Origin of the sequence: Sphingomonas caeni (assembly GCF_026013415.1) — a bacterium.
Classification (GTDB): domain Bacteria; phylum Pseudomonadota; class Alphaproteobacteria; order Sphingomonadales; family Sphingomonadaceae; genus Sphingomonas; species Sphingomonas caeni.
Genome location: NZ_JAPDOK010000001.1, coordinates 459,937 through 480,713 on the forward strand (window position 1 = coordinate 459,937; position 20,777 = coordinate 480,713).

The 20,777-nt window shown below is 67.2% G+C and carries 22 protein-coding genes; 14 read left to right on the forward strand and 8 right to left on the reverse strand.

Translation table 11 applies throughout. The features are described from left to right. Positions 1-39: 39 nt before the first annotated feature. The 6 genes from OF829_RS02510 to OF829_RS02535 all read left to right on the forward strand — a co-directional run bounded on the left by OF829_RS02510 (position 40) and on the right by OF829_RS02535 (position 5,499). Positions 40-288: a hypothetical protein gene (locus OF829_RS02510; RefSeq protein ID WP_264938368.1), complete on the forward strand. Its 249-nt coding sequence runs from the start codon at positions 40-42 to the stop codon at positions 286-288. 132 nt (positions 289-420) lie between these two features. Beyond that, positions 421-975, forward strand: coding sequence for a F0F1 ATP synthase subunit delta (locus tag OF829_RS02515; RefSeq protein WP_264938369.1), 555 nt, complete (start codon positions 421-423; stop codon positions 973-975). A gap of 11 nt (positions 976-986) precedes the next feature. Further along, complete coding sequence (atpA, locus tag OF829_RS02520; RefSeq protein WP_264938370.1) at positions 987-2,516, forward strand: F0F1 ATP synthase subunit alpha; 1,530 nt, start codon at positions 987-989, stop codon at positions 2,514-2,516. Positions 2,517-2,617: 101 nt separating this feature from the next. Continuing rightward, positions 2,618-3,502, forward strand: coding sequence for a F0F1 ATP synthase subunit gamma (locus OF829_RS02525; protein WP_264938371.1), 885 nt, complete (start codon positions 2,618-2,620; stop codon positions 3,500-3,502). Between the two features lie 24 nt (positions 3,503-3,526). After that, complete coding sequence (gene atpD, locus OF829_RS02530) at positions 3,527-5,077, forward strand: F0F1 ATP synthase subunit beta (protein WP_264938372.1); 1,551 nt, start codon at positions 3,527-3,529, stop codon at positions 5,075-5,077. Positions 5,078-5,244: 167 nt separating this feature from the next. Then, positions 5,245-5,499, forward strand: a complete 255-nt coding sequence (locus OF829_RS02535) for an ATP synthase F1 subunit epsilon (RefSeq protein WP_264938373.1) — start codon at positions 5,245-5,247, stop codon at positions 5,497-5,499. On the opposite strand, the gene OF829_RS02540 is transcribed toward OF829_RS02535, so the two are convergent. Together OF829_RS02540 and OF829_RS02545 are read right to left on the reverse strand one after the other, a co-directional pair. Continuing rightward, positions 5,496-6,023, reverse strand: coding sequence for a hypothetical protein (locus tag OF829_RS02540; protein WP_264938374.1), 528 nt, complete (start codon positions 6,021-6,023; stop codon positions 5,496-5,498). The genes OF829_RS02535 and OF829_RS02540 overlap by 4 nt on opposite strands. Before the next feature lie 62 nt (positions 6,024-6,085). Next, positions 6,086-6,544 (reverse strand): DUF6265 family protein, encoded by a 459-nt coding sequence (locus OF829_RS02545; protein WP_264938375.1) that lies wholly within the window; start codon positions 6,542-6,544, stop codon positions 6,086-6,088. Between the two features lie 84 nt (positions 6,545-6,628). Here OF829_RS02545 and OF829_RS02550 point away from each other — a divergent pair, with 84 nt between their 5' ends. Continuing rightward, complete coding sequence (locus tag OF829_RS02550) at positions 6,629-7,339, forward strand: AraC family transcriptional regulator (protein ID WP_264938376.1); 711 nt, start codon at positions 6,629-6,631, stop codon at positions 7,337-7,339. Positions 7,340-7,380: 41 nt separating this feature from the next. On the opposite strand, the gene OF829_RS02555 is transcribed toward OF829_RS02550, so the two are convergent. After that, positions 7,381-7,809, reverse strand: a complete 429-nt coding sequence (locus tag OF829_RS02555; RefSeq protein WP_264938377.1) for a hypothetical protein — start codon at positions 7,807-7,809, stop codon at positions 7,381-7,383. Between the two features lie 222 nt (positions 7,810-8,031). Between OF829_RS02555 and OF829_RS02560 the strand changes: the two genes are divergently transcribed. Beyond that, positions 8,032-9,606 (forward strand): CpaF family protein, encoded by a 1,575-nt coding sequence (locus OF829_RS02560; protein WP_264938378.1) that lies wholly within the window; start codon positions 8,032-8,034, stop codon positions 9,604-9,606. A gap of 134 nt (positions 9,607-9,740) precedes the next feature. Here the strand turns inward: OF829_RS02560 and OF829_RS02565 are convergent, their stop codons facing one another. Next, positions 9,741-9,926, reverse strand: a complete 186-nt coding sequence (locus OF829_RS02565; protein WP_264938379.1) for a hypothetical protein — start codon at positions 9,924-9,926, stop codon at positions 9,741-9,743. A gap of 50 nt (positions 9,927-9,976) precedes the next feature. On the opposite strand from OF829_RS02565, the gene OF829_RS02570 reads away from it, so the two are divergent. The 3 genes from OF829_RS02570 to OF829_RS02580 are packed head-to-tail and all read left to right on the forward strand — an operon-like array spanning position 9,977 to position 12,431. Then, positions 9,977-10,783: a class I SAM-dependent methyltransferase gene (locus OF829_RS02570; RefSeq protein WP_406701388.1), complete on the forward strand. Its 807-nt coding sequence runs from the start codon at positions 9,977-9,979 to the stop codon at positions 10,781-10,783. Continuing rightward, the gene (locus tag OF829_RS02575) at positions 10,780-11,988 is read left to right on the forward strand and encodes an aspartyl protease family protein (RefSeq protein ID WP_264938380.1); all 1,209 of its coding nucleotides are present in this window, start codon (positions 10,780-10,782) and stop codon (positions 11,986-11,988) included. The genes OF829_RS02570 and OF829_RS02575 overlap by 4 nt, the downstream gene beginning before the upstream one ends. A gap of 50 nt (positions 11,989-12,038) precedes the next feature. Next, on the forward strand, positions 12,039-12,431 hold the full coding sequence (locus tag OF829_RS02580; RefSeq protein WP_264938381.1) for an SseB family protein: 393 nt from the start codon (positions 12,039-12,041) through the stop codon (positions 12,429-12,431). Here OF829_RS02580 and OF829_RS02585 read toward each other — a convergent pair. From OF829_RS02585 to phaR, 3 genes are all read right to left on the reverse strand, one after another. Further along, a complete protein-coding gene (locus OF829_RS02585) occupies positions 12,428-12,691 on the reverse strand; it encodes a hypothetical protein (RefSeq protein ID WP_264938382.1) in 264 nt (87 codons plus the stop codon). The genes OF829_RS02580 and OF829_RS02585 overlap by 4 nt on opposite strands. Before the next feature lie 11 nt (positions 12,692-12,702). Further along, entirely contained in the window at positions 12,703-13,044 is a 342-nt protein-coding gene (locus tag OF829_RS02590) for a DUF6481 family protein (protein WP_264938383.1), read from the reverse strand. 76 nt (positions 13,045-13,120) lie between these two features. Then, complete coding sequence (gene phaR / locus OF829_RS02595) at positions 13,121-13,696, reverse strand: polyhydroxyalkanoate synthesis repressor PhaR (RefSeq protein ID WP_264938384.1); 576 nt, start codon at positions 13,694-13,696, stop codon at positions 13,121-13,123. Positions 13,697-13,785: 89 nt separating this feature from the next. Here phaR and OF829_RS02600 point away from each other — a divergent pair, with 89 nt between their 5' ends. The 3 genes from OF829_RS02600 (at position 13,786) to OF829_RS02610 (ending at position 19,524) form a co-directional block, all read left to right on the forward strand. After that, a complete protein-coding gene (locus tag OF829_RS02600; RefSeq protein WP_264938385.1) occupies positions 13,786-14,778 on the forward strand; it encodes an alpha/beta fold hydrolase in 993 nt (330 codons plus the stop codon). A gap of 33 nt (positions 14,779-14,811) precedes the next feature. Beyond that, complete coding sequence (locus OF829_RS02605) at positions 14,812-15,993, forward strand: acetyl-CoA C-acetyltransferase (protein ID WP_264938386.1); 1,182 nt, start codon at positions 14,812-14,814, stop codon at positions 15,991-15,993. A gap of 132 nt (positions 15,994-16,125) precedes the next feature. Next, a complete protein-coding gene (locus tag OF829_RS02610; RefSeq protein ID WP_264938387.1) occupies positions 16,126-19,524 on the forward strand; it encodes a TonB-dependent receptor domain-containing protein in 3,399 nt (1,132 codons plus the stop codon). A gap of 194 nt (positions 19,525-19,718) precedes the next feature. On the opposite strand, the gene alr is transcribed toward OF829_RS02610, so the two are convergent. Further along, positions 19,719-20,747, reverse strand: a complete 1,029-nt coding sequence (alr, locus tag OF829_RS02615; protein ID WP_264938388.1) for an alanine racemase — start codon at positions 20,745-20,747, stop codon at positions 19,719-19,721. Between the last annotated feature and the right edge of the window lie 30 nt (positions 20,748-20,777).

A 20,777-nucleotide genomic window follows, 5' to 3' on the forward strand; every position in this document is an offset into this window, starting at 1 on the left:
CGATTCGCGCTTCGCGCCGGTCCTGATATGGTGCCGGCCATGACGCTGCCCGTCCCAACCGAACCCGACGAGAGGAAGAGGGCCGTCGCCGCCGGCGCAACCGCGATCGGCGCCGCGACCATCGGTGCGCTCTCCTTCGTCGCGGGCGCGGTCGGGGCGCTGGCGATCGGCGCGCTCGCGATCGGCAAGCTGCGCATCGGCAAGGCGCGTATCGGCGAGTTGGAGATCGACACGCTCAAGGTCCGCCACCTCGAAATCGAGGACAGGGCCGAGGCCTCCGACCCCTGAGACTCGTCCGGGTTGCATCGCAGCAACTCCGATGCTAACCGCGCCGCGACCCATCGGGGGCGCCTCCTTAGCGGGAGTGCAGCCCCTTTTTCGAATGGGGCCAACTCCTGCTCCCAAGAGGAACTTAATCGCGTGGAGAATTCCGGCGGTATCCAGGCCAGCTTAAGCGGACGCTATGCCACCGCATTGTTCGAGCTCGCCCGCGATTCGAAGACCCTCGCGACGGTTGAGGCGAGCCTCGGCACGGTGCGCGACGCGCTCGCCGAATCGGTCGACTTCAAGGCGCTGACGACCAGCCCGCTGATTGCGCGCAAGGACGCCGCCAAGTCGGTCGCCGCGGTCGCGAAGCTGCTCGAGCTCGACGCGACCACCGCGAGCTTCCTCGGCGTCCTCGCGGAGAATCGCCGCCTCGCGCAGCTCCCCGCGATCATCAAGTCGTTCCGCGCGCTCGCGGCGAACTTCCGCGGCGAAACCAGCGCCGAAGTCGTTTCGGCGCATCCGTTGACCGCCGCCCAGGTGACCGAGCTCAAGCAGCAGCTCCGCACCCGTATCGGTCGTGACGTTTCGGTCGACCTCGCGGTCGATCCCTCGCTGCTGGGCGGCCTGGTCGTGAAGATCGGCTCCCAGATGATCGACAGCTCGATCAAGACCCGTCTCAATACCCTCGCGCACGCGATGAAAGGCTGAAGGCTTAGACAATGGATATCCGCGCCGCTGAAATCTCGAAGGTCATCAAGGACCAGATCGCCTCGTTCGGCACCGAAGCCCAGGTTTCGGAAACCGGCCAGGTGCTCTCGGTCGGCGACGGCATCGCGCGCATCCACGGGCTGGATAACGTCCAGGCCGGCGAGATGGTCGAATTCTCGAACGGCATCCAGGGCATGGCGCTCAACCTCGAGGCCGACAATGTCGGCGTCGTGATCTTCGGGTCGGACTCGGAGATCAAGGAAGGCGACACCGTCAAGCGCACGGGCACGATCGTCGACGTCCCCGTCGGCAAGGGCCTGCTCGGCCGCGTCGTCGACGGTCTCGGCAATCCGATCGACGGCAAGGGCCCGATCGTCGCCGAGAAGCGCAGCCGCGTCGAGGTGAAGGCGCCGGGCATCATCCCGCGCAAGTCGGTCCATGAGCCGATGCAGACCGGCCTCAAGGCGCTCGACGCGCTCGTCCCCGTCGGCCGCGGCCAGCGCGAGCTGATCATCGGCGATCGCCAGACCGGCAAGTCGGCGGTCGCGATCGACACCTTCATCAACCAGAAGGAAGCGCACAAGGGCAAGGACGAGAACGCCAAGCTCTACTGCGTCTATGTCGCGGTCGGCCAGAAGCGCTCGACCGTCGCGCAGCTCGTCCGCACGCTCGAAGAGAATGGCGCGATGGAGTACTCCATCGTGGTCGCCGCGACCGCGTCGGAGCCCGCGCCGCTCCAGTTCCTCGCGCCCTATACCGGCTGCGCGATGGGCGAGTATTTCCGCGACAACGGCATGCACGCGCTGATCGTCTATGACGATCTGTCGAAGCAGGCGGTCGCCTATCGCCAGATGTCGCTGCTGCTGCGCCGTCCGCCGGGCCGCGAGGCCTATCCGGGCGACGTCTTCTATCTCCACTCGCGCCTGCTCGAGCGTGCGGCGAAGATGAACGACGACAACGGCAACGGCTCGCTCACCGCGCTCCCGATCATCGAGACCCAGGCGGGCGACGTTTCGGCGTACATCCCGACCAACGTGATCTCGATCACCGACGGCCAGATCTTCCTCGAGACCGACCTGTTCTTCGCGGGCATCCGCCCGGCGATCAACGTCGGCCTCTCGGTGTCGCGCGTCGGTTCCGCGGCGCAGACCAAGGCGATGAAGAAGGTCGCCGGCTCGATCAAGCTCGAGCTCGCCCAGTATCGCGAAATGGCCGCCTTCGCGCAGTTCGGTTCGGACCTCGACGCCTCGACCCAGAAGCTGCTCAACCGTGGTGCCCGTTTGACCGAGCTGCTCAAGCAGGCCCAGTTCGCGCCGATGCCGTTCGAGGACCAGGTCGTCTCGATCTTCGCGGGTACCCAGGGCTTCCTCGATGCCGTCGCGGTGACCGACGTGGTCCGCTACGAGCAGGCGATGCTCGCCGACATGCGCGCGAACCACAAGGACGTGCTCAAGGCGATCCGCGACAGCAAGGACCTCTCGGACGACACCCGCGCCAAGCTCAAGGCCGCGCTCGAGGCGTTCGCGAAGACGTTTGCATAACCAACACCGTCACCCCGGCGAAAGCCGGGGCCCAGAGCCACAAGCGGCTCGCTCGAAACCCTGGGTCCCGGCTTTCGCCGGGATGACGAAAAAGGAAGAAGATGGCTTCTCTTAAGGCCCTCAAGATCCGCATCGGCTCGGTGAAGTCGACGCAGAAGATCACCAAGGCGATGAAGATGGTCGCCGCCGCGAAGCTGCGCCGTGCGCAGGAAGCGGCCGAGGCCGGGCGTCCCTATGCCCAGCGCCTCGAGGCGGTCGTCGCGTCGCTCGCCGGCAAGGTGAGGGTCAGCGAATCCAGCCCCAGGCTGCTCGCGGGCACCGGCAAGGATCAGGTCCATCTGCTGGTGGTCGCCACCTCGGACAAGGGCCTGGCCGGCGCGTTCAACACCAACATCGCCCGCCTGGCACGCAAGCATGCGCGCGACCTCGTCGCCGCCGGCAAGACGGTCAAGATCTACACGATCGGCCGCAAGGGCCGCGGCGTGCTCAACCGCGAGTTCCGCGCCAACATGGTCCATGGCATCGAGCCGGGCGATCTCGGCAAGCTGAGCTTCGCCGATGCCCGCGGCTATGCCGACGACATCATCGCCCGCTTCGAGGCCGGCGAATATGACGTGGCGACGCTCTTCTATTCCAACTTCAAGTCGGTCCTGACCCAGGAGCCGACCGCGCAGCAGATCGTCCCGGTCTCGATCCCCGAGGCCGCCGCCGCGGCCGAGACCGGCGTCTCCGCCGCGACCGAATACGAGCCCGAGGAGGAGGAGCTTCTCGCCGACCTGCTCCCGCGCAACGTCGCGATCCAGCTCTACCGCGCGATCCGCGAGAACGCCGCATCCGAGCAGGGCTCGAAGATGACCGCGATGGACAATGCCACGCGCAACGCGGGCGATCTGATCAAGCGGCTGAGCATCCAGTATAACCGCGCCCGCCAGGCCGCGATCACCACCGAACTCGTCGAAATCATCTCCGGCGCCGAAGCGCTCTAAGCAGATCGAAGCAAGGAAGAACCCATGGCTACCGCAGCACCGAAGACCAAGGCTCCCGCGAAGAAGGCCGCCCCCAAGGCAGCGGCGCCGCGCGCCGCCAAGGCTCCCGCCGCCACCAAGGCCGCCGCTCCGGCGACCACCAACAATGTCGGCCGCATCTCGCAGGTGATCGGCGCGGTCGTCGACGTCGCCTTCGACGGCGGCAATCTGCCCGCCATTCTGTCGGCGCTCGAGACCGATAACAACGGCAACAAGCTCGTCCTCGAGGTCGCGCAGCATCTCGGCGAGAACACCGTGCGCACCATCGCGATGGACGCGACCGAGGGCCTGACCCGCGGCCAGACCGTCACCGACACCGGTTCGCAGATCCGCATGCCGGTCGGCCCCAACACGCTCGGCCGCATCATGAACGTCATCGGCGAGCCGATCGACGAGCGCGGCGCCATCGGCCACACCGATACGATGCCGATCCACGCTTCGGCGCCCTTGTTCGTCGATCAGTCGACCGAGACCAGCATTCTGGTCACCGGGATCAAGGTGATCGACCTGCTCGCGCCCTATGCCAAGGGCGGCAAGATCGGCCTGTTCGGCGGCGCCGGCGTGGGCAAGACCGTGCTCATCCAGGAGCTGATCAACAACATCGCCAAGGGCCATGGCGGCACCTCGGTGTTCGCGGGCGTCGGCGAGCGCACCCGCGAGGGCAACGATCTCTATCACGAATTCCTCGACGCCGGCGTCATCGCCAAGGATGCCGACGGCAACCCGACCCCCGAGGGCTCGAAGGTCGCGCTGGTGTTCGGCCAGATGAACGAGCCGCCGGGCGCGCGTGCTCGTGTGGCGCTGTCGGGCCTGACGATCGCCGAATATTTCCGCGACGTCGAAGGCCAGGACGTGCTGTTCTTCGTCGACAACATCTTCCGCTTCACCCAGGCGGGTTCGGAAGTGTCGGCGCTGCTCGGCCGCATTCCTTCGGCGGTGGGCTATCAGCCGACCCTGTCGACCGATATGGGCGCGCTGCAGGAGCGCATCACCTCGACCAACAAGGGCTCGATCACCTCGGTGCAGGCGATCTACGTGCCCGCCGACGACTTGACCGACCCCGCGCCGGCCACCTCGTTCGCCCACCTGGACGCGACGACCGTGCTCAACCGCGCCATCTCGGAGCTGGGCATCTATCCGGCGGTCGATCCGCTCGACTCGACCTCGCGCGTGCTGACCCCCGCGGTCGTCGGCCAGGAGCATTACGACACCGCCCGCCGCGTCCAGGAGACGCTGCAGAAGTACAAGTCGTTGCAGGACATCATCGCAATCCTGGGCATGGACGAGCTTTCCGAAGAGGATAAGATCACCGTCGCCCGCGCCCGCAAGATCCAGCGCTTCCTGTCGCAGCCCTTCCACGTCGCCGAAGTCTTCACCGGCATCAGCGGCAAGTTCGTGTCGATCGAGGATACGGTGAAGTCGTTCAAGGCCGTGGTCGACGGCGAGTATGACCATCTTCCCGAGAGCGCCTTCTACATGGTCGGCGGCATCGACGAAGTCGTCGCCAAGGCCGCGAAGCTGGCCGAAGACGCGTAACCTACTTTCCTTCTCCCCGTGGGAGAAGGATACCAAGACTTGCCAGCTTGCTGGCTAGTCGGAGTTGGATGAGGGTGATCGGCCAGACTTGGTCACCCTCACCCTCCCACCGCCTTCGGCGGCGGGCCCCTCCCTCTCCCAAAGGGAGAGGGGTATAGGACAGGAAAATGCTGCACTTCGAACTCGTCACCCCCGAAAAGCTCGTCCGTTCGGAAGAGGTGTACATGGTCACCGTCCCCGGCACCGAGGGCGATTTCGGTGTGCTCCAGGGCCACGCCCCCTTCATGTCGACCGTCCGCGACGGCAACCTCTCGATCTACCGGACCGACAAGGGCGAGCCCGAGACGATCCGCATCGAGGGCGGCTTCGCGGAAGTGAATGCCAAGGGGCTCACCGTCCTCGCCGAGAAGGTCGAGGGCTAGGACCGCGGTTTCGCCAGCCGATAGCTCGAGCTGTACAGCTTGCCGTCGATCCAGCTTTCCTCGAGGGTCAGCACGTCGCCCTCCCGCACGAAGCGGGAGCGAAACCGCCCGCGCGCGAACGCGACCTGGGTCGGCCCTCGCGAGACTTCGCGCATCCGCTGTTCCGCCCCCGGGCCCCGGCCGAAGCCCTGATCGACGCGAACGCCGTATTCCAGCCGGCCGCGCTTCTCGCCGATCCGCATGAAGACGAAGCTGTCGTTGCGGCCGCTATAGGCTGTTCGTTGCTCGCCCAGCATCACCCCATCCTTCACCACCCAGGTAACGCATTGCGGACCCAGCCAGGGCTGCATGCTGTGGCCGGTGATCGTAACGGGAAGCGCCGGGTCCGCCGGCGCGATAGTGGTCAGCTCGGGCTCGGCCCCGCGTGGGCACCATGTTCCCGCCAGCCATAACGGCAGATCCTGCGCCCGCGCCCCGGCGGGCATCAGCGCCAGCAACCCCGCAATCGCCCACATCACGCGCACCGCAGCCTCCCGGAACCTTGCGGAGGATGCTGACACCATGCACCCCGCGCGGCAACCGTCCCTCAATCGAGCGCGATCGCCCGGTACTTCCAACGCATCGCGTGGCTGCCGTCCTTGAGCGAGATCTCCGCCATCAGAAACTCGCCCTCGCGCCAATAGCGGATCCGCTGGGGGTAATCATGCGCGGGATTTTCGAACACGACCTCATGCTCCCCGCGCGAGGTCTCGCGGAAATCGACCGGCGGCGCGCCATCCGGCGAGGCGCGGAACACCGCGACCGTGCCGTCGAAGCGGATCGACATCGTCTCGGTGCCGGTCAGCTTGCCGTCGCTAAAGTTGCGGCTGACGCCGGTCATCACCCCGTCATGGATCGGCCGCCAGCGCTCGGCGACTTCGGGGGTCACGCCCGTCTCGGTGTGCCAATTGCCGACCATCCAGTCGAGCGGCCCACCCTGCGCCGCCAGTCCAGCCAGCGGCGTCAGCATCAGCGCCGCTGCGATCATCGCTACTATCCCGCGCATCCCCGGTCTCCTGTCCTGTCGGTGCCGCGATAGCCTCCAGCGCCCATACTGGCTTGAACCGACACGACATGCCATCCTTCCCGTGTGCGCTACGCCGAACTTCCGCTGCCGCCCCAACTCGCCGGCCTCGTCGCCGCGGTCTGGACCATGTCGGTCGAGGGCGAAGGCGGTTGGGCCGAGCATGAGGCCGTTCCGGACGGCTGTATCGAGCTGATCCGCCGCCATTCGGGCCGCTCGGTGTGGCGCGACGAGCAGCCGCCGCTCTTTGCCGCCGGACTCGCGCTTTCCCCCGCGAAGCTCGCCTTCAGCCCCGATGCGAGCTTCACCGGCATCAAGCTCTGGCCCTGGGCCTGGCATGCGCTCGGTGGCGCGCCCTGCCCCGGCTTCGCCGACCGCTGGACCGCGATTCCCGAAAGCTCGCCCCTCGCCGCGCTCCTGCCCGACGCCGGCGATCCGATCCCCCGCCTCCTCGCCGCCAACCTCCAGCCCAATCCGCTCGGCACCGCGATCCTCGCTTCGACCAGCGTCGGCGAGATCGGCGCCCGCTCGGGCCTCCCCCACCGCCAGCTCCAGCGCGTCTTCGCGCGCGACCTGGGGCTAACGCCCCGCGCCTATCTCCGCCTGCGGCGCTTCCGCGGCGCGATGATCGAGGTCCAGGCGAGCGCCGCCACCCTCGCCGATGCCGCGGCGGGCCAGGGCTATGCCGATCAGGCGCATATGGCGCGCGAGTTCCGCAGCCTGGCGGGCGTTGCGCCGCGGGAGGCGCGGGCCCGCGCCAAGGGGCCGTTCCTCTAACGCATCGGCATCATCGCCCTGGCGGGTGATCCAGGGCCGGCTCACTTCTTCAAGTGATACACGGTCCGCTGCGGCTCGGGGCGATCCTTGATCCAGATGTCTTCGATCAGATCGTCGCCCACGCGCACGATCCGGAACTTGAGCACCAGGCCATCCATGCGATTCTCGAACACCACCTCCTGCGGCCCTCGCGAGACTTCGCGGAAATCGAATTTGACGGCGCCGTCCACTCCGCCGCGCATCACCAGCCGCCCCTGCTCGATCGCGATTTCCCCGGTCGATCCATCGTCGGCCACACCGCTATCCTCCGCAGGGCGAAGCCGATTCTGCAACGTCCCGCCCTCCCCGACCGCCCAGGAATCGCAAAGTCGGGGACCAACCGCGCCAAGCTCGCCGCACCAGGTGCCCACCAGCCAGACCGGCAGGCCGGTCTGCTGCGCGTGCGCGGGCGCCGCGGTGGCCAGTGCCATCAGCAATAGGATCAACCAGCGCAACATCCGTCGAGCCCCCTCGCGATACGGCACCCAGCGTAGCACGATATCGATACGCGCTTAACTGGATTGGTCCGATTACGGCCTCCCGCGCGGAGGAGGAAAAGCGCAGCGCCGGAGGGTGTGGTTAGTCAATTGTCAAACCTTGTCCCCTAACCCTGTGCGGTGGGCGAGCGAATTCGGGGGTTTGAAGGTCAGTCGATGAGTGCTTTCGGTCGACGCAGCGGATTGGGCGGTGGCGCAGGCGGTAGCCGGCCGGCGTTCGGTGTCGCGCGCCCGATGCAGGGAGGCGGCTCGGCCCGCCCCGTCGATGCACCGAGCGGCCCGGGTGGCGGCGAGCAATTTCCCCCGCTCGACATTCCCCTTCCCGGCGCGGCCTTTCAGGAACCCGGGCCCCCGCCGCCGTCCTCCGACGGCGCTCCCGCCCCCAGCGCGAACACCGCCGACGCGATCCAGCGCCTCGCCGACCGCCAGGCCGCGTCGGGCGATGCCGGCGCTTCGCGCATGGAGGGCTTCGAGGCTTCGGTCCACCGCATCAAGGAACAGGTGCTCCCGCGCCTGCTCGAACGCGTCGATCCCGAGGCAGCGGCTACGCTCAGCAAGGATGAACTCGCCGAGGAATTCCGCCCGATCATCGGCGAGGTGCTCGCCGAGCTGAAGCTCACGCTCAACCGCCGCGAACAGTTCGCGCTCGAAAAGGTGCTCGTCGACGAGCTGCTCGGCCTCGGGCCGCTCGAAGAGCTGCTGAGCGACACCGCGATCACCGACATCATGGTCAACGGCCCCGAGCAGACCTATATCGAGCGCAAGGGCAGGCTCGAGCTGGCCAACATCCAGTTCCGCGACGAGGAGCATCTGTTCCAGATCGCCCAGCGCATCTGCAACTCGGTCGGCCGCCGCGTCGATCAGACCACCCCGCTCGCCGACGCCCGCCTCAAGGACGGCTCCCGCGTCAACGTCATCGTGCCCCCGCTGAGCCTCAAGGGCACCGCGATCTCGATCCGCAAATTCTCGGCCAAGCCGATCACGCTCGACATGATGGCGCAGGGCGGATCGATGTCGCAGAAAATGTCGACGATGCTCAAGATCGCCGGCGCCAGCCGCTTCAACATCGTCATCTCGGGCGGTACGGGCTCGGGCAAGACGACGATGCTCAACGCCCTGTCGAAGATGATCGACCCGGGCGAACGCGTGCTGACGATCGAGGACGCCGCCGAACTCCGCCTCCAGCAGCCGCACTGGCTCCCGCTCGAAACCCGCCCGCCCAACCTCGAGGGCCAGGGCGAGATCACCATCCGAGACCTCGTCAAGAACGCGCTGCGTATGCGGCCGGACCGCATCATCCTCGGCGAAATTCGCGGCTCCGAGTGCTTCGACCTGCTCGCAGCGATGAACACCGGCCATGACGGCTCGATGTGCACGCTTCACTCCAACTCTCCGCGCGAATGCCTCGGCCGTATGGAGAATATGGTGATGATGGGCGACATCAAGATGCCCAAGGAGGCGATCAGCCGCCAGATCGCCGATTCGGTCGATCTGGTCATCCAGGTGAAGCGCCTGCGCGACGGCAGCCGCCGCGTGACCAACATCACCGAGGTGATCGGCATGGAAGGCCCGGTCATCGTGACGCAGGAGCTGTTCAAGTTCGAGTTTCTCGACGAGAGCGCCGACGGCAAGATCATCGGCGAATATCGCTCGCTGGGCCTGCGCCCCTACACGCTCGACAAGGCCCGGCAGTTCGGCTTCGACCAGGCGATGCTCGAGGCTTGCCTCTGATCCCAATCCTCCCCCGCCAGGGGGAGGTGGCGCACGAAGTGCGTCGGAGGGGGAGGGCACGAAACCGAAGTGGCCGCCGTCCTCCCCCTCCGTCAGGCTGCGCCTGCCACCTCCCCCTGCGGGGGAGGATTGAGTCAATTCTGCATCGCCAGCACCGCCATACCCGCCGCGGCGATCAGTGCGACCACCTGGATCAGCGCCCAGGGCATGAACCCCACGGCGTCGAAATCTCGCCGCTTGCGCCGGCGCCACTCGCCGAGGCCCGCCGCCACCGCGAGCAGCAAAAGCGCAACGGTCGCGATCCACAAATAGTCTTGCATCGTTTCGATTCGGCCCCACAGTCCGTGCTTCAGATAGGTACGGAGAGGATATGCGCCAGACCCTTGTCGCTGCGATGATCGCCGCCACCGCCATCGCGGGCGCCACGACCGCGATCGCGACCAAGCCGACCACGATCGCACAGGCGGTCGCCGCCTCCACGCGCACCCCGGCCAATGTCCAGCGCGACAAATACCGCCACCCGGCTGAAACGCTCAAATTCTTCGGGGTGAAGCCCAACCAGACGATCGTCGAGATCTGGCCCGGCGGCGGCTGGTATACCGAGATCCTGGCGCCCCTCACCAGGGGATCGGGCACCTATTGGGTCGCCAGCCTCTGGCCCGACGGCAACAAGGGCGTCCAGAACATGGCGACGCGCGACGCCGCCACCTATGGCCATATCAAGTTCGCGGCCTTCCCCTGGGCGGAGGGCCAGCCCAAGGTGCCCGACGGCAGCGCCGACGTCGTGCTCACCTTCCGCAACGTCCATAACTGGCGGATGGGCTATCAGCGCGGCGGGGTGGATTATTCGGCCGATGCCTTCGCCCAGATGTTCGCGATGCTGAAGAAGGGCGGCATCCTCGGCATCGAGGACCATCGCCTCCCTGAAAACGCCAGCGACGACCGCGAGAAATCGAGCGGCTATATCAAGGTCTCGACCGTCCGCCGCCTCGCCGAAGCCGCGGGCTTCAAATATGTCGGCAGTTCGGAGGTCAACGCCAATCCCAAGGACACCGCCGACTGGCCCAACGGCGTCTGGACGCTCCCGCCCAGCCTGCGCCTCAAGGATCAGGACCGTGACCGCTATCTCGCGATCGGCGAGAGCGACCGCATGACGCTCAGGTTCCGCAAGCCGTGACACGCCGCTTCCGCCTGCTCGCAGGCGGGCTGTTCGCACTGCTGCTCGCCTCCCAGCCCGCGCTCGCCCAGCAGGAGCGGGTGACCGGCTGGGGGCGCGGCATTACCGGCCAGACCTTCTTCGCGGCGGGCGAGTCCGAGGAATGGCTTCCCTTCGTCCGAACCCAGGGAGGGCAGATCGCGCTGCACGGCACGGTCAACGGCAAGCCGGTGCTCGCGCTGATCGATACCGGCGCGCCCTATACCGCGATCGACACCCGCTTCGCGCGCGAGAACGGCATCAGGCTCGTCCAGACCATGGCGCCGGGCAAGAACCAGCTGCGCGTCTTCGCCGCGGCGATCGATTCGATGCAGATGGGCCCGATCACCCAGCAGGGCGGCCGCCTCTCGTCGATCGACCTGTCGCCGATGGCCCGGGTGATGAACCAGCCGCTGACGATGGTGCTCGGCGCCGATTATCTGCGCAACGTCGCGCTCGAGATCGATTTCGACCGCGGCCGGCTGCGGCTGCGCGCGAGCGGCAGCAAGGGGCCGGAGGGCGTCGCGGTAGCGCTCAGCATCTGGGGCATCGCCAATCGCTTCCTCATCTCGATGAAGGTCGGCGACGTTTCCATCCCCCGCGTGCTGATCGATACCGGCATCAACGCGACGCTCAGCGTCACCACGCCGATCTGGAAGCGCCTGCCGCTCGATCCCGCGCGGGTGACCAGCGCCCAGGCCTATAGCCTCTACGGCCCCGAGACCTGGCCGCTCGCCCGGCTCGAGGGCGTGGCGATCGGCGGCGCGACGATTCCCGGCAGGATGGACGTGCTCGCCGATCCCGACGGCATCCTCGATTCGCCGGTCGAGGGGCTGATCGGGATCGAGGGGCTGCGCGTCTTCAACCTCTTCCTCGATGCCAGGGCGCATGTGATGATCCTGTCGCCGCGACTCTATCCGCACCGTTTCCCGGCGCCCAGCACGCTCGGCGTGCTCGGTTTCCGCGTGCCGGAGGGTTTCTCCGCCAAGCACATCATGGTCAATTCGCCCGCGGCAAAGGCCGGGATGGTCGATGGCGACGTGATCTGCCGCGTCAACGGCCAGTCGATCGCGAGCGGCGAGCCGATGGCGCGCGAGGATTGGGCGGGCAAGCCGGTGGGCACCAGGCTCGAACTCGGCCTGTGCTCGGGCAAGACGGTGGCGGTGACGCTGGCCGAGTTCTACTAGCCGCCGCGCCTGCACTTGCGGAGGGCGGGCGGGTCCGCCACTAGGCCGCGATGACCGACACACCGCTCAACCCGCTGGAAACCGTGATCCGCGACGGCATGGCCGGACGCGCGACCGCGGCCGAGCTTCACGCCGCCGTCCTGCAATCGACCCTGTTCGTGCCCTCGGCCAACGAAGCCCGGGACCTGGCCGGCCTTTCGCCGATCCTCCTCCCGACGCCCCGCAGCGAAACCGGCATGATCGCCGTCTTCACCGACCCGAGCCGGATCACCCCCGAGGCGGCGGGGCACGCACCCCATTGCCTCCAGATCGCGGGAAGCGGGCTCGTCGCGCTGCTCGCCACCGGCCTCGGCGTCCTGGTCATCGCAGGGCCGGACGCTGCCGCCGAACTCGACCCCGTCACGCTCGCCGAGATGCGCCAGTCGCTGCTCGAGCAGGGCTAATCGCGCTCCAGCCGCCAGGCCGCGCTCAAATACTCCTCCGCCGCGCGCTTGAGCCCGGGCTCCTTCGCGAACGCCTCGGCGGGCAGCGGCGCGAAGCCGAACGCCTCCATCAGCGTCCACAAGGCAAAGCGCCGTCCGGGATCGCGCTCGGTCCCGAAATCGACCGCGAGTTTCTCCTTGGCCGCCGCCAGCGCCTCGGGCGCGATCGCGTCCGGGTCGTCGGTGCCGAAATAATGATGGAGCAGCGTGTCGAGATCCACGCAGCTGAGCCTTACTTGCCCTTGCGCGCCTTCCGCGCGGCATAGCGCGCGTCGCGCTCGGCCTTTTTCTCGGCTTCGGTCTTGGGCTTGTTCGCCTCGGCGCGTTCGGCGGCTTCGGCCGCGGCAGCCGCCGCGCGCTCGCGCCTCTCGGCGTCGGCCGCTTCCTTCTCGGCCTTCTTCGCGGCGCGGCGCTCGGCCTCGGCAGCCTCCTTCGCGGCGCGCGCGGCCGCGCGTTCGGCGAGCACCGCCGGATCGACCGGGGCCTTCGCCTTCAACTTCTCGAGCGCCGCCTTGCGCGCTTCGACCGACGCCGCCTGGCGATCCTTGAACGTGGGGAGCTTGAAACCTGCCATGCGCGCGCTTTCCCGCGTGCGGACGAAAAGATCAAGAGGGCGTGGCTAGACTCCCCCCGCGCGCCGCGGCCACGCCTTACTTCGCCAGCTTCTCGATCTTGTCCTGCAGCCGCGCCAATTCGGCCTTGAGCGCGGAGACATCGTCGTTGGCACGCGCTTCCGGAGCCGCGGCGGGCGCCGCCGGCGCCTCGGGGGCGGCATCGGCCGTGCCGGGCTTGAACGCCTGCGTCGCCGCTTCGAACATCTGCATGTTGCGCTTGGCCAGCTCGGCGAAGGGCGAATTGGCGAAGGCGCCCTCGACCGCCGACTTGAACTGTTCCTGGTTGCGCCGGAAGCTCTCCATCGAGGCCTCGAGATAGCCCGGCACCATCGCCTGCATCGAATCGCCGTAAAGCGCGATCAGCTGGCGGAGGAAGTTGACCGGCAGCATCGTCTGGCCGCGCGATTCCTCTTCCATGATGATCTGCGTCAGCACGTTATGGGTGATGTCGTCCTCGGTCTTCGCATCGACGACCTTGAAGTCGCGCCCCTCGCGCGTCATCGCCGCGAGATGGTCGAGCGTGATGTAGGACGACGTCTCCGTGTTATAGAGGCGCCGGTTCGCATATTTCTTGATGATGACCGGGCCAGTGCCGGGAGTCGCTTTTTTCATGGGGCCCCTCGCGTGTGACTGATTTATGTCTATCACCATTTCATTCTGCACCGCAACACGGACCACGCCCTCTTCCGCTGTTTCTTGAGTTGCTGCGCAGCGAAACTGCAGCAAGCCCCGAGCGGCGTGCTGCGGCGCTGGCCGGACTTCGCGCCTATCAGCATGCCGAACGCGCGCCGGAGCGCGTCCCTAAGCCGGTCGTCGCCCGTGCGGGCCGGGCCAGCCTGCGCGATTATGGCGGCAGCGGCCAAACCGTTGTTTTTGTCCCTTCTCTGATCAATCCGCCGCTCGTCCTCGATCTCGCGCGCGGCAATTCGCTGCTGCGCTGGCTGTCGCGCCAGGGCGTGCGACCGCTACTGGTCGACTGGGGCACGCCCGGACCCGCGGATCGCGATCTCGATGTTGCGGGGCATGTCGAGCAGCTGCTCCTCCCCTTGCTGCGCACGCTAAGGCGCCCGCCGGCGCTCGCGGGCTATTGCTTGGGCGGCACCATGGCGGCGGCCGCCGCAGCGCTCACCGAGACCGCGGGCCTGGCGCTGATCGCCACGCCCTGGAACTTCGCCGGCTATGGCGACGCGCTCGCGCCGATGTCGGCGCTGTGGGACGCCGCGTTCGAACCCTGCGAGAAGCTCGGCCTGGTCCCAATGGAGGTCCTCCAGTCGGGCTTCTGGCAGCTCGACCCGCGCCGCACGATCGCCAAGTTCGAACGCTTCGCCCAGCTCGCGCCCGGCAGCGCCCCCGCCCGAGCCTTCGTCGCGCTCGAGGACTGGGCGAACCAGGGCGCCCCGCTCACCTTCGCCGCCGGCCGCCAGATTTTCGACGATTTCCTCGTCGCCGACCTGCCCGGGCGCGGGAAATGGGAGGTCGGCGGCAAGGCGATCGACCCGCGGGCGATCGGCGCTCCCACCCTTTCCTTCGTCTCGACCACCGACCGTATCACCCCCGCCGCGACCGCCGCCGATATCGGCACGCGGATCGAAACCTCGCTCGGCCATGTCGGCATGATCGTCGGGAGCCGCGGCCGCGCCGCGCTGTGGCAGCCGCTCGCGGACTGGCTAAGCGCGCTCCCCGTCCCTAGATAGCGCGCCGAACCCGAGTCTCGCCAGGAGCCATTCATGTCCCCCAATGACGTCGTCATCACCGCCGCCAAGCGCACCCCCGTGGGCAGCTTTCTCGGCGCCTTCGGCAGCACCCCCGCGCACGAGCTGGGCCGCGTCGCGATCGAGGCCGCGCTCGAACAGGCCGGGGTGAAGGGCGAGGACGTCAGCGAAGTCATTCTCGGCCAGGTGCTCACCGCCGCGCAGGGCCAGAACCCCGCGCGCCAGGCCTCGATGGCCGCGGGCGTGCCCAGGGAGGTTCCGGCCTGGGGCGTCCAGCAGGTCTGCGGATCGGGCCTGCGCGCCGTCGCGCTCGCGGCGCAGGCGGTCCAGACCGGCGACGCCACCATCGTCGTCGCGGGCGGGCAGGAATCGATGTCGATGTCCACCCACGCCCAATCGCTCCGCCCCGGCACCAAGATGGGCGATCTCAGCCTGGTCGATACGATGATCAAGGATGGCCTGACCGACGTGTTCAACGGCTATCACATGGGAATCACGGCGGAAAACCTCGCCGAGCAATATCAGGTTACCCGCGGCGAGCAGGACGAGTTCGCCGTCGCCAGCCAGAACAAGGCCGAGGCCGCGCGCGCATCGGGCCGCTTCAGGGACGAGATCGCCCCGGTCACGATCAAGGGCCGCAAGGGCGACACGGTGGTCGCGGACGACGAATATATCCGCGCCGGCGCCACGCTCGATTCGGTCGCCGGCCTGCGCCCGGCCTTCAAGAAGGACGGCACCGTCACCGCCGCCAATGCCTCGGGCCTCAACGACGGCGCCGCCGCTCTCGTGGTGATGAGCCGCGCGGAGGCGGAAAAGCGCGGGAGCCCGATTCTCGCGCGAATCGCCAGCTGGGCCTCGGCGGGCGTCGATCCCTCGATCATGGGCATCGGCCCGGTCCCCGCCTCGAAGAAAGCGCTCGAAAAAGCCGGCTGGACCGTCGCCGATCTCGACCTGATCGAAGCCAACGAAGCCTTTGCCGCACAAGCACTTTCCGTCGGCAAGGAGCTGGGCTGGGACGCTTCGAAGGTCAACGTCAATGGCGGCGCGATCGCGATCGGTCACCCCATCGGGGCAAGCGGCGCGCGCGTGCTCACCACCTTGATCTACGAGATGGCCAAGCGCGACGCCAAAAAGGGCCTCGCGACACTTTGCATCGGCGGCGGCATGGGCATCGCAATGTGTGTCGAGCGCGACTGACCCTGGACGCAACAATCTTCCGAATCGCACCGTCCAGGCCGTTTTGGCTTCGGCGGTGCGGCGCGGCATCGGGGCCCGCTGCGCCCCCCGGCCTTAACCGGTAATACCCGCACAAATCTCCCAATTCGGGACATGAGTGTCGCATTCCTGCAACACCTTTCGCACAAAGGCCATGCTGCGGTGCGATGCATCTTGCAACACAGAAGCAGTTACGTACGCATGCCATCTTCAGGCATTCCGCCTGGCAGGGGCATACCTATGAAGATTTCTCGCTTGCTGGGCGCAACGGCGCTGGCCGGGTCGCTGCTCATGACCCCCACGATCGCGTGGGCGCAGGACACCACCACTGCAACGGACGACGCGGCCCAGGAAGGCCCGATCGTCGTTACGGGCTCGCGCATTCGCCGACCCAATCTCGAATCCACCGTGCCGATCACCTCGATCGCGGGTGAGCAGTTCTTCCAGCAGGGTCAGACCAACATTGGTGACACGCTGAACGACCTGCCGCAGCTGCGCAGCACCTTCGCCCAGCAGAATCCGGGCCTCGGCATCGGCATCGCGGGCCTCAACCTGCTCGACCTTCGCGGTCTGGGCACGCAGCGCACCCTGGTGCTGGTCAACGGCCGCCGCCACGTCCCTGCCGACATTCTGAACAACGCGGTTTCGGTCGATACCAACTCGATCTCGACCGACCTGATCGAGCGCGTCGACATCGTGACCGGCGGCAACTCGGCGATCTACGGTTCGGACGCGATCGCGGGCGTCGTCAACTTCGTGCTGAAGCGCAATTTCGACGGTCTCCAGGTGCGCGGCCAGGCCGGCATCACCCAGGAAGGGTTCGGCGGCAACCAGCTGATCTCGGCCATGTTCGGCAAGAACTTCGATGGCGGCCGCGGCAACATCACGCTGCAGGCGGAATATTCGCGCAGCGACCGCGTGTTCGCCTCGGACGTCCCGGCGTTCCGCAGCAATGACAACTTCCTGGTCGTCGACGCCGATGGCGGCGCGGGCCTCGTGAACGGTGGCGACGGCGTTCCCGACCGCAACTACTTCACCAACATCAGCAGCACGACGATCCATTATAACGGCCTCGTGCCGATCAACCAGAAGGGCGATAATCCCGCTACGCCGGGGTTCGAGTCGGGGGTTTGCGGCAATGCGACCACCGCCAACAATGGCGGCCCGAACTCGCTGGGTTCGGCCTTCAGCTGCACTTACTTCTTCAACAATGAAGGCCGTCTGGTTCAGCAGACCGGCGCCCGCTTCGGCACCGGCATCAACAGCGCGATCATCAACTCGAACGGCCAGACCGGCCGCGAAGGCATGACCGTCTCGGTCCTGCCTTTCACCGAGCACTACAACCTCAACCTGCTCGCGCATTACGAGGTTTCGCCGGCGCTCGAGTTCTTCGTCGAAGGCAAGTGGAACCGCGTGAACGCGCTCGGCAACAACGCCGGTCCGTCGTTCAACCAGGGCACCGGCGGCACGACCGACTTCCGCGAGCGCCCGCGCCTCGACAACCCGTTCCTGAATCCGCAGGATGCGGCGGCGATTGCCAACATGATCCTGGTTTCGCAGTGCAACAGCTCGCTGACGGCGGCCTGCCCGGCGACGACGGACATCGACCCCGGACCTGGCGTGACGCTCATCCCGGGCAACCTGACCGCCGCCAACATCGCGGCGATCAACAACGGCAGCTATCGCTTCGTGAACGCCCGCAACCTGCTCGACGTCGGTCTGCGCGACGAGCATTTCTCGCGCGACACGTGGCGCGTCGTCGCGGGTATCCGCGGCACGTTCAACGACGACTGGAACTACGAACTGTCGGTGAACTACGGCAAGTTCTCGGAGCACATCACGACCGACGGCTTCATCGATCGCCAGCGTTTCGCGCTTGCGATGGACGCCGGCCGCGATCCGGCCGACGGCAAGATCAAGTGCCGGTCGCAGTATGACGCCGCCTCGGCGGTTCCGCTGGTGGGCTTCGCGGCGGATCCGGCCCGCAACGCGGCCCGTCTGGCTGCGGACATCGCGGCCTGCGTTCCCTACAACCCGTTCGGTTCGCCGGACAACAGCGCGTCGGTGAAGTATTTCGCGCGCGAATTCACGGCGTCGTCGGGTCTGGACCAGTTCGTGGTCTCGGGCTTCGTCGCGGGCGACCTCAGCCAGATCTTCGAACTGCCGGGTGGCCCGGTCAGCTTCGCGGTCGGCGCCGAGTATCGTCGTGAAACGGCGTTCTACACCCAGGATCAGTTCGTCGTTGACGGGTTCACCAACGGCGTTTCGATCCCCTCGTTCGCCCCGCCGGCGTTCGAAGTGAAGGAAGCGTTCGGCGAGCTTCGCATTCCGCTGCTGAAGGATGTTCCCTTCTTCGAGGAACTGACGCTCAGCGGTGCCGGCCGCGTCGCCCAGTATCAGGGCAATGTCGGCACGGTCTACGCCTATAACGGCGGCGTGGACTGGGCTCCGGTGCGCGACATCCGCTTCCGCGGCAACTACAGCCACGCGGTTCGCGCGCCGAACGTGTCGGAAACCGGCTTCCCGCTGGTCCCGAACTTCTCGAACGGCTTCGTCGATCCCTGCAACGTGATCCAGATCCAGGCCAATGCGGTCCGTCAGGCCAACTGCAACAACGCGATCACCGCCGCGAACCGGCCCAACCTGACCAATATCACCTATTCGCTGCCGATCGTCAGCGGTTCCAACCCGAACCTCGAGGTCGAGACCTCGAACTCGCTGACCCTGGGCGCCGTCATCCAGCCGCGCTGGGTGCCGGGCTTCAGCCTTTCGGTCGACTATTACGACATCACGGTGAACGGCATCATCGCCACCGTGGCGCCGCAGACGATCGTCAACCTGTGCTACGACTCGCCGCAGCCGAACATCTTCTGCGGCCAGTTCACGCGCTGGAACGGTCCGGGCACCGGTCCGCTGGGTGAGCTTCCGGGTGCGATCCTGGGCAACTCGCTCATCAATGCGCCGCTGAACTTCGCCAAGCGCGTCCGTCGCGGTATCGACGTCAACCTGAGCTACCGCCATGACTTCGGCGCGGTCGATTTCGACACGAGCCTCATCTATGTCCACGTGTTGAAGAACAGCAACTACCAGGACCCGACGAACCCCGCCTTCGAAACGCGGGTTCTGGGTCAGCTCGGCGATCCGGGTGACGAGTTCCGTTGGGACTTCGACTTCGGCTACAAGCCGTTCACGCTGGGCTATCGGGTCCACTATATCGGCCCGATGTACTATAACGGCTACGCCACGCTGTTCCCGCTCAACGGGCAGAACCCGACCGACGTCGATGCTTTCCCGACCCAGCGTTTCGGCGCGATCACCTATCATGACCTTCGCCTCGACATCGATGTCGCGGGTGATGAGGCCAGCGGTGGTTCGCTCAAATTCTACATGGGCGTGGACAATGTGTTCAACGAAGGCGTGCCGCGCGGCGCCACCACCGCTACCGGTGCTGGCAGCGCGATCTACAGCTTCCGTGGACGCAACTTCTACGCGGGCTTCCGCAGCCGGTTCTGATCCGGTCGCGATTGCTGCAAAAAATCGGGGACGGTGGGAAACCACCGTCCCCCCTTTTTTCGTCGGAACGCAGCCAGCATTGACGAAGCTAATGCCGGACTCGCGCCCAACCGGCCGGCAGGTCACGCCCGTCCGACGACAAGCCTCGACTTTGCCGAGGCGATTCAGCGCAAATTATTGAGGAAGCGGGCCCCTCAGCCCCAGACCCGGTCGAACCTCTGTCCCAGCCCGGTCAGCAATTCATATTGCGAAAGCCCGCTCAGCGCGGACGTGGCCGGCAGGTCATAATCGAGCGACACCCAGTCGCCCTCCGCCAGCCCCGGCGCGGCATCGACCCCGACCGCGACCAGGTCCATCGAAACCCGCCCCAGCACCGGCAGCGTCATGCCCCCCATGTGCGCGGTCCCTATCCCAGAAAAACAGCGCAGATAGCCGTCGGCATAGCCGATATTGAGGATCGCAACCTCCATGTCCGCCGCGGCGGTGAAGGTCGCGCTGTAGCCGATCGTCTCGCCCGCGCGCACGCGCCGCCGCTGGAGGATCTGCGCCTCGGGCGTCACCACCTGGCGGATCCGCCCCGCGAACGCCGCCACCTGCACGCCGCCATAGAGCGAGATCCCGGGCCGCGTCAGATCGAAGGCGTAATCGGGGCCCAGCGCGATCCCCGCCGAATTGGCCAGGCTCAGCCGCTTCGCCGACGTCCGCCCCTTGAGCCCCGCCAGCGCATCGCGCTGCCGCGCGTTGAGCGGCACATCCTCGTCGGCGCAGGCGAGATGGCTCATCAGCGTCTCGATCGCGAGACCGTCGAGCAGCCCGTCGGCCACGTCCTGCACCGAGAGCCCGAGCCGGTTCATCCCGGTATCGATCATCACGTCGCATGGGGCCCCGGTCTCGCGCCACCGCAGCACCTGCGCCGCGCTGCTCAGCACCGGCCGCGCATTGCCCGGCCGCTCGCCCGCCATATCCTCCGCCCGCACCCCGTGCAGCACCGAAACCGGCGCGCCCAGACCGGCGAGTTCGCCCGCCTCGGCCCAAGTCGCGACGAAGAAATCGCGGCACCCCGCGTCGCGCAGCCGTTCGGCCACGCCGGGTGCGCCGAGCCCATAGCCATCGGCCTTCACCGCAGCGCCGCACGCCGCCGCGCCGCTCATGGCATCGAGCGCGCGCCAGTTGCCGACAAGCGCGGCGGCATCGAGGCGGAGACGGAGCGGAGACACGGTCATCCGCGCGGCGTTAGCGAGACACGGAGCCCC

Excerpts from the sequence above, each read along its gene's own strand:
- OF829_RS02510 (WP_264938368.1), top strand. The coding sequence starts at position 40 with ATGACGCTGCCCGTCCCAACCGAACCCGACGAGAGGAAGAGGGCCGTC.
- atpA (WP_264938370.1), top strand. The coding sequence starts at position 987 with ATGGATATCCGCGCCGCTGAAATCTCGAAGGTCATCAAGGACCAGATC.
- OF829_RS02525 (WP_264938371.1), top strand. The coding sequence starts at position 2,618 with ATGGCTTCTCTTAAGGCCCTCAAGATCCGCATCGGCTCGGTGAAGTCG.
- atpD (WP_264938372.1), top strand. The coding sequence starts at position 3,527 with ATGGCTACCGCAGCACCGAAGACCAAGGCTCCCGCGAAGAAGGCCGCC.
- OF829_RS02535 (WP_264938373.1), top strand. The coding sequence starts at position 5,245 with ATGCTGCACTTCGAACTCGTCACCCCCGAAAAGCTCGTCCGTTCGGAA.
- OF829_RS02545 (WP_264938375.1), bottom strand. The coding sequence starts at position 6,544 with ATGCGCGGGATAGTAGCGATGATCGCAGCGGCGCTGATGCTGACGCCG.
- OF829_RS02555 (WP_264938377.1), bottom strand. The coding sequence starts at position 7,809 with ATGGCACTGGCCACCGCGGCGCCCGCGCACGCGCAGCAGACCGGCCTG.
- OF829_RS02560 (WP_264938378.1), top strand. The coding sequence starts at position 8,032 with ATGAGTGCTTTCGGTCGACGCAGCGGATTGGGCGGTGGCGCAGGCGGT.
- OF829_RS02565 (WP_264938379.1), bottom strand. The coding sequence starts at position 9,926 with ATGCAAGACTATTTGTGGATCGCGACCGTTGCGCTTTTGCTGCTCGCG.
- OF829_RS02570 (WP_406701388.1), top strand. The coding sequence starts at position 9,977 with ATGCGCCAGACCCTTGTCGCTGCGATGATCGCCGCCACCGCCATCGCG.
- OF829_RS02580 (WP_264938381.1), top strand. The coding sequence starts at position 12,039 with ATGACCGACACACCGCTCAACCCGCTGGAAACCGTGATCCGCGACGGC.
- OF829_RS02590 (WP_264938383.1), bottom strand. The coding sequence starts at position 13,044 with ATGGCAGGTTTCAAGCTCCCCACGTTCAAGGATCGCCAGGCGGCGTCG.
- phaR (WP_264938384.1), bottom strand. The coding sequence starts at position 13,696 with ATGAAAAAAGCGACTCCCGGCACTGGCCCGGTCATCATCAAGAAATAT.
- OF829_RS02605 (WP_264938386.1), top strand. The coding sequence starts at position 14,812 with ATGTCCCCCAATGACGTCGTCATCACCGCCGCCAAGCGCACCCCCGTG.
- OF829_RS02610 (WP_264938387.1), top strand. The coding sequence starts at position 16,126 with ATGAGTGTCGCATTCCTGCAACACCTTTCGCACAAAGGCCATGCTGCG.
- alr (WP_264938388.1), bottom strand. The coding sequence starts at position 20,747 with ATGACCGTGTCTCCGCTCCGTCTCCGCCTCGATGCCGCCGCGCTTGTC.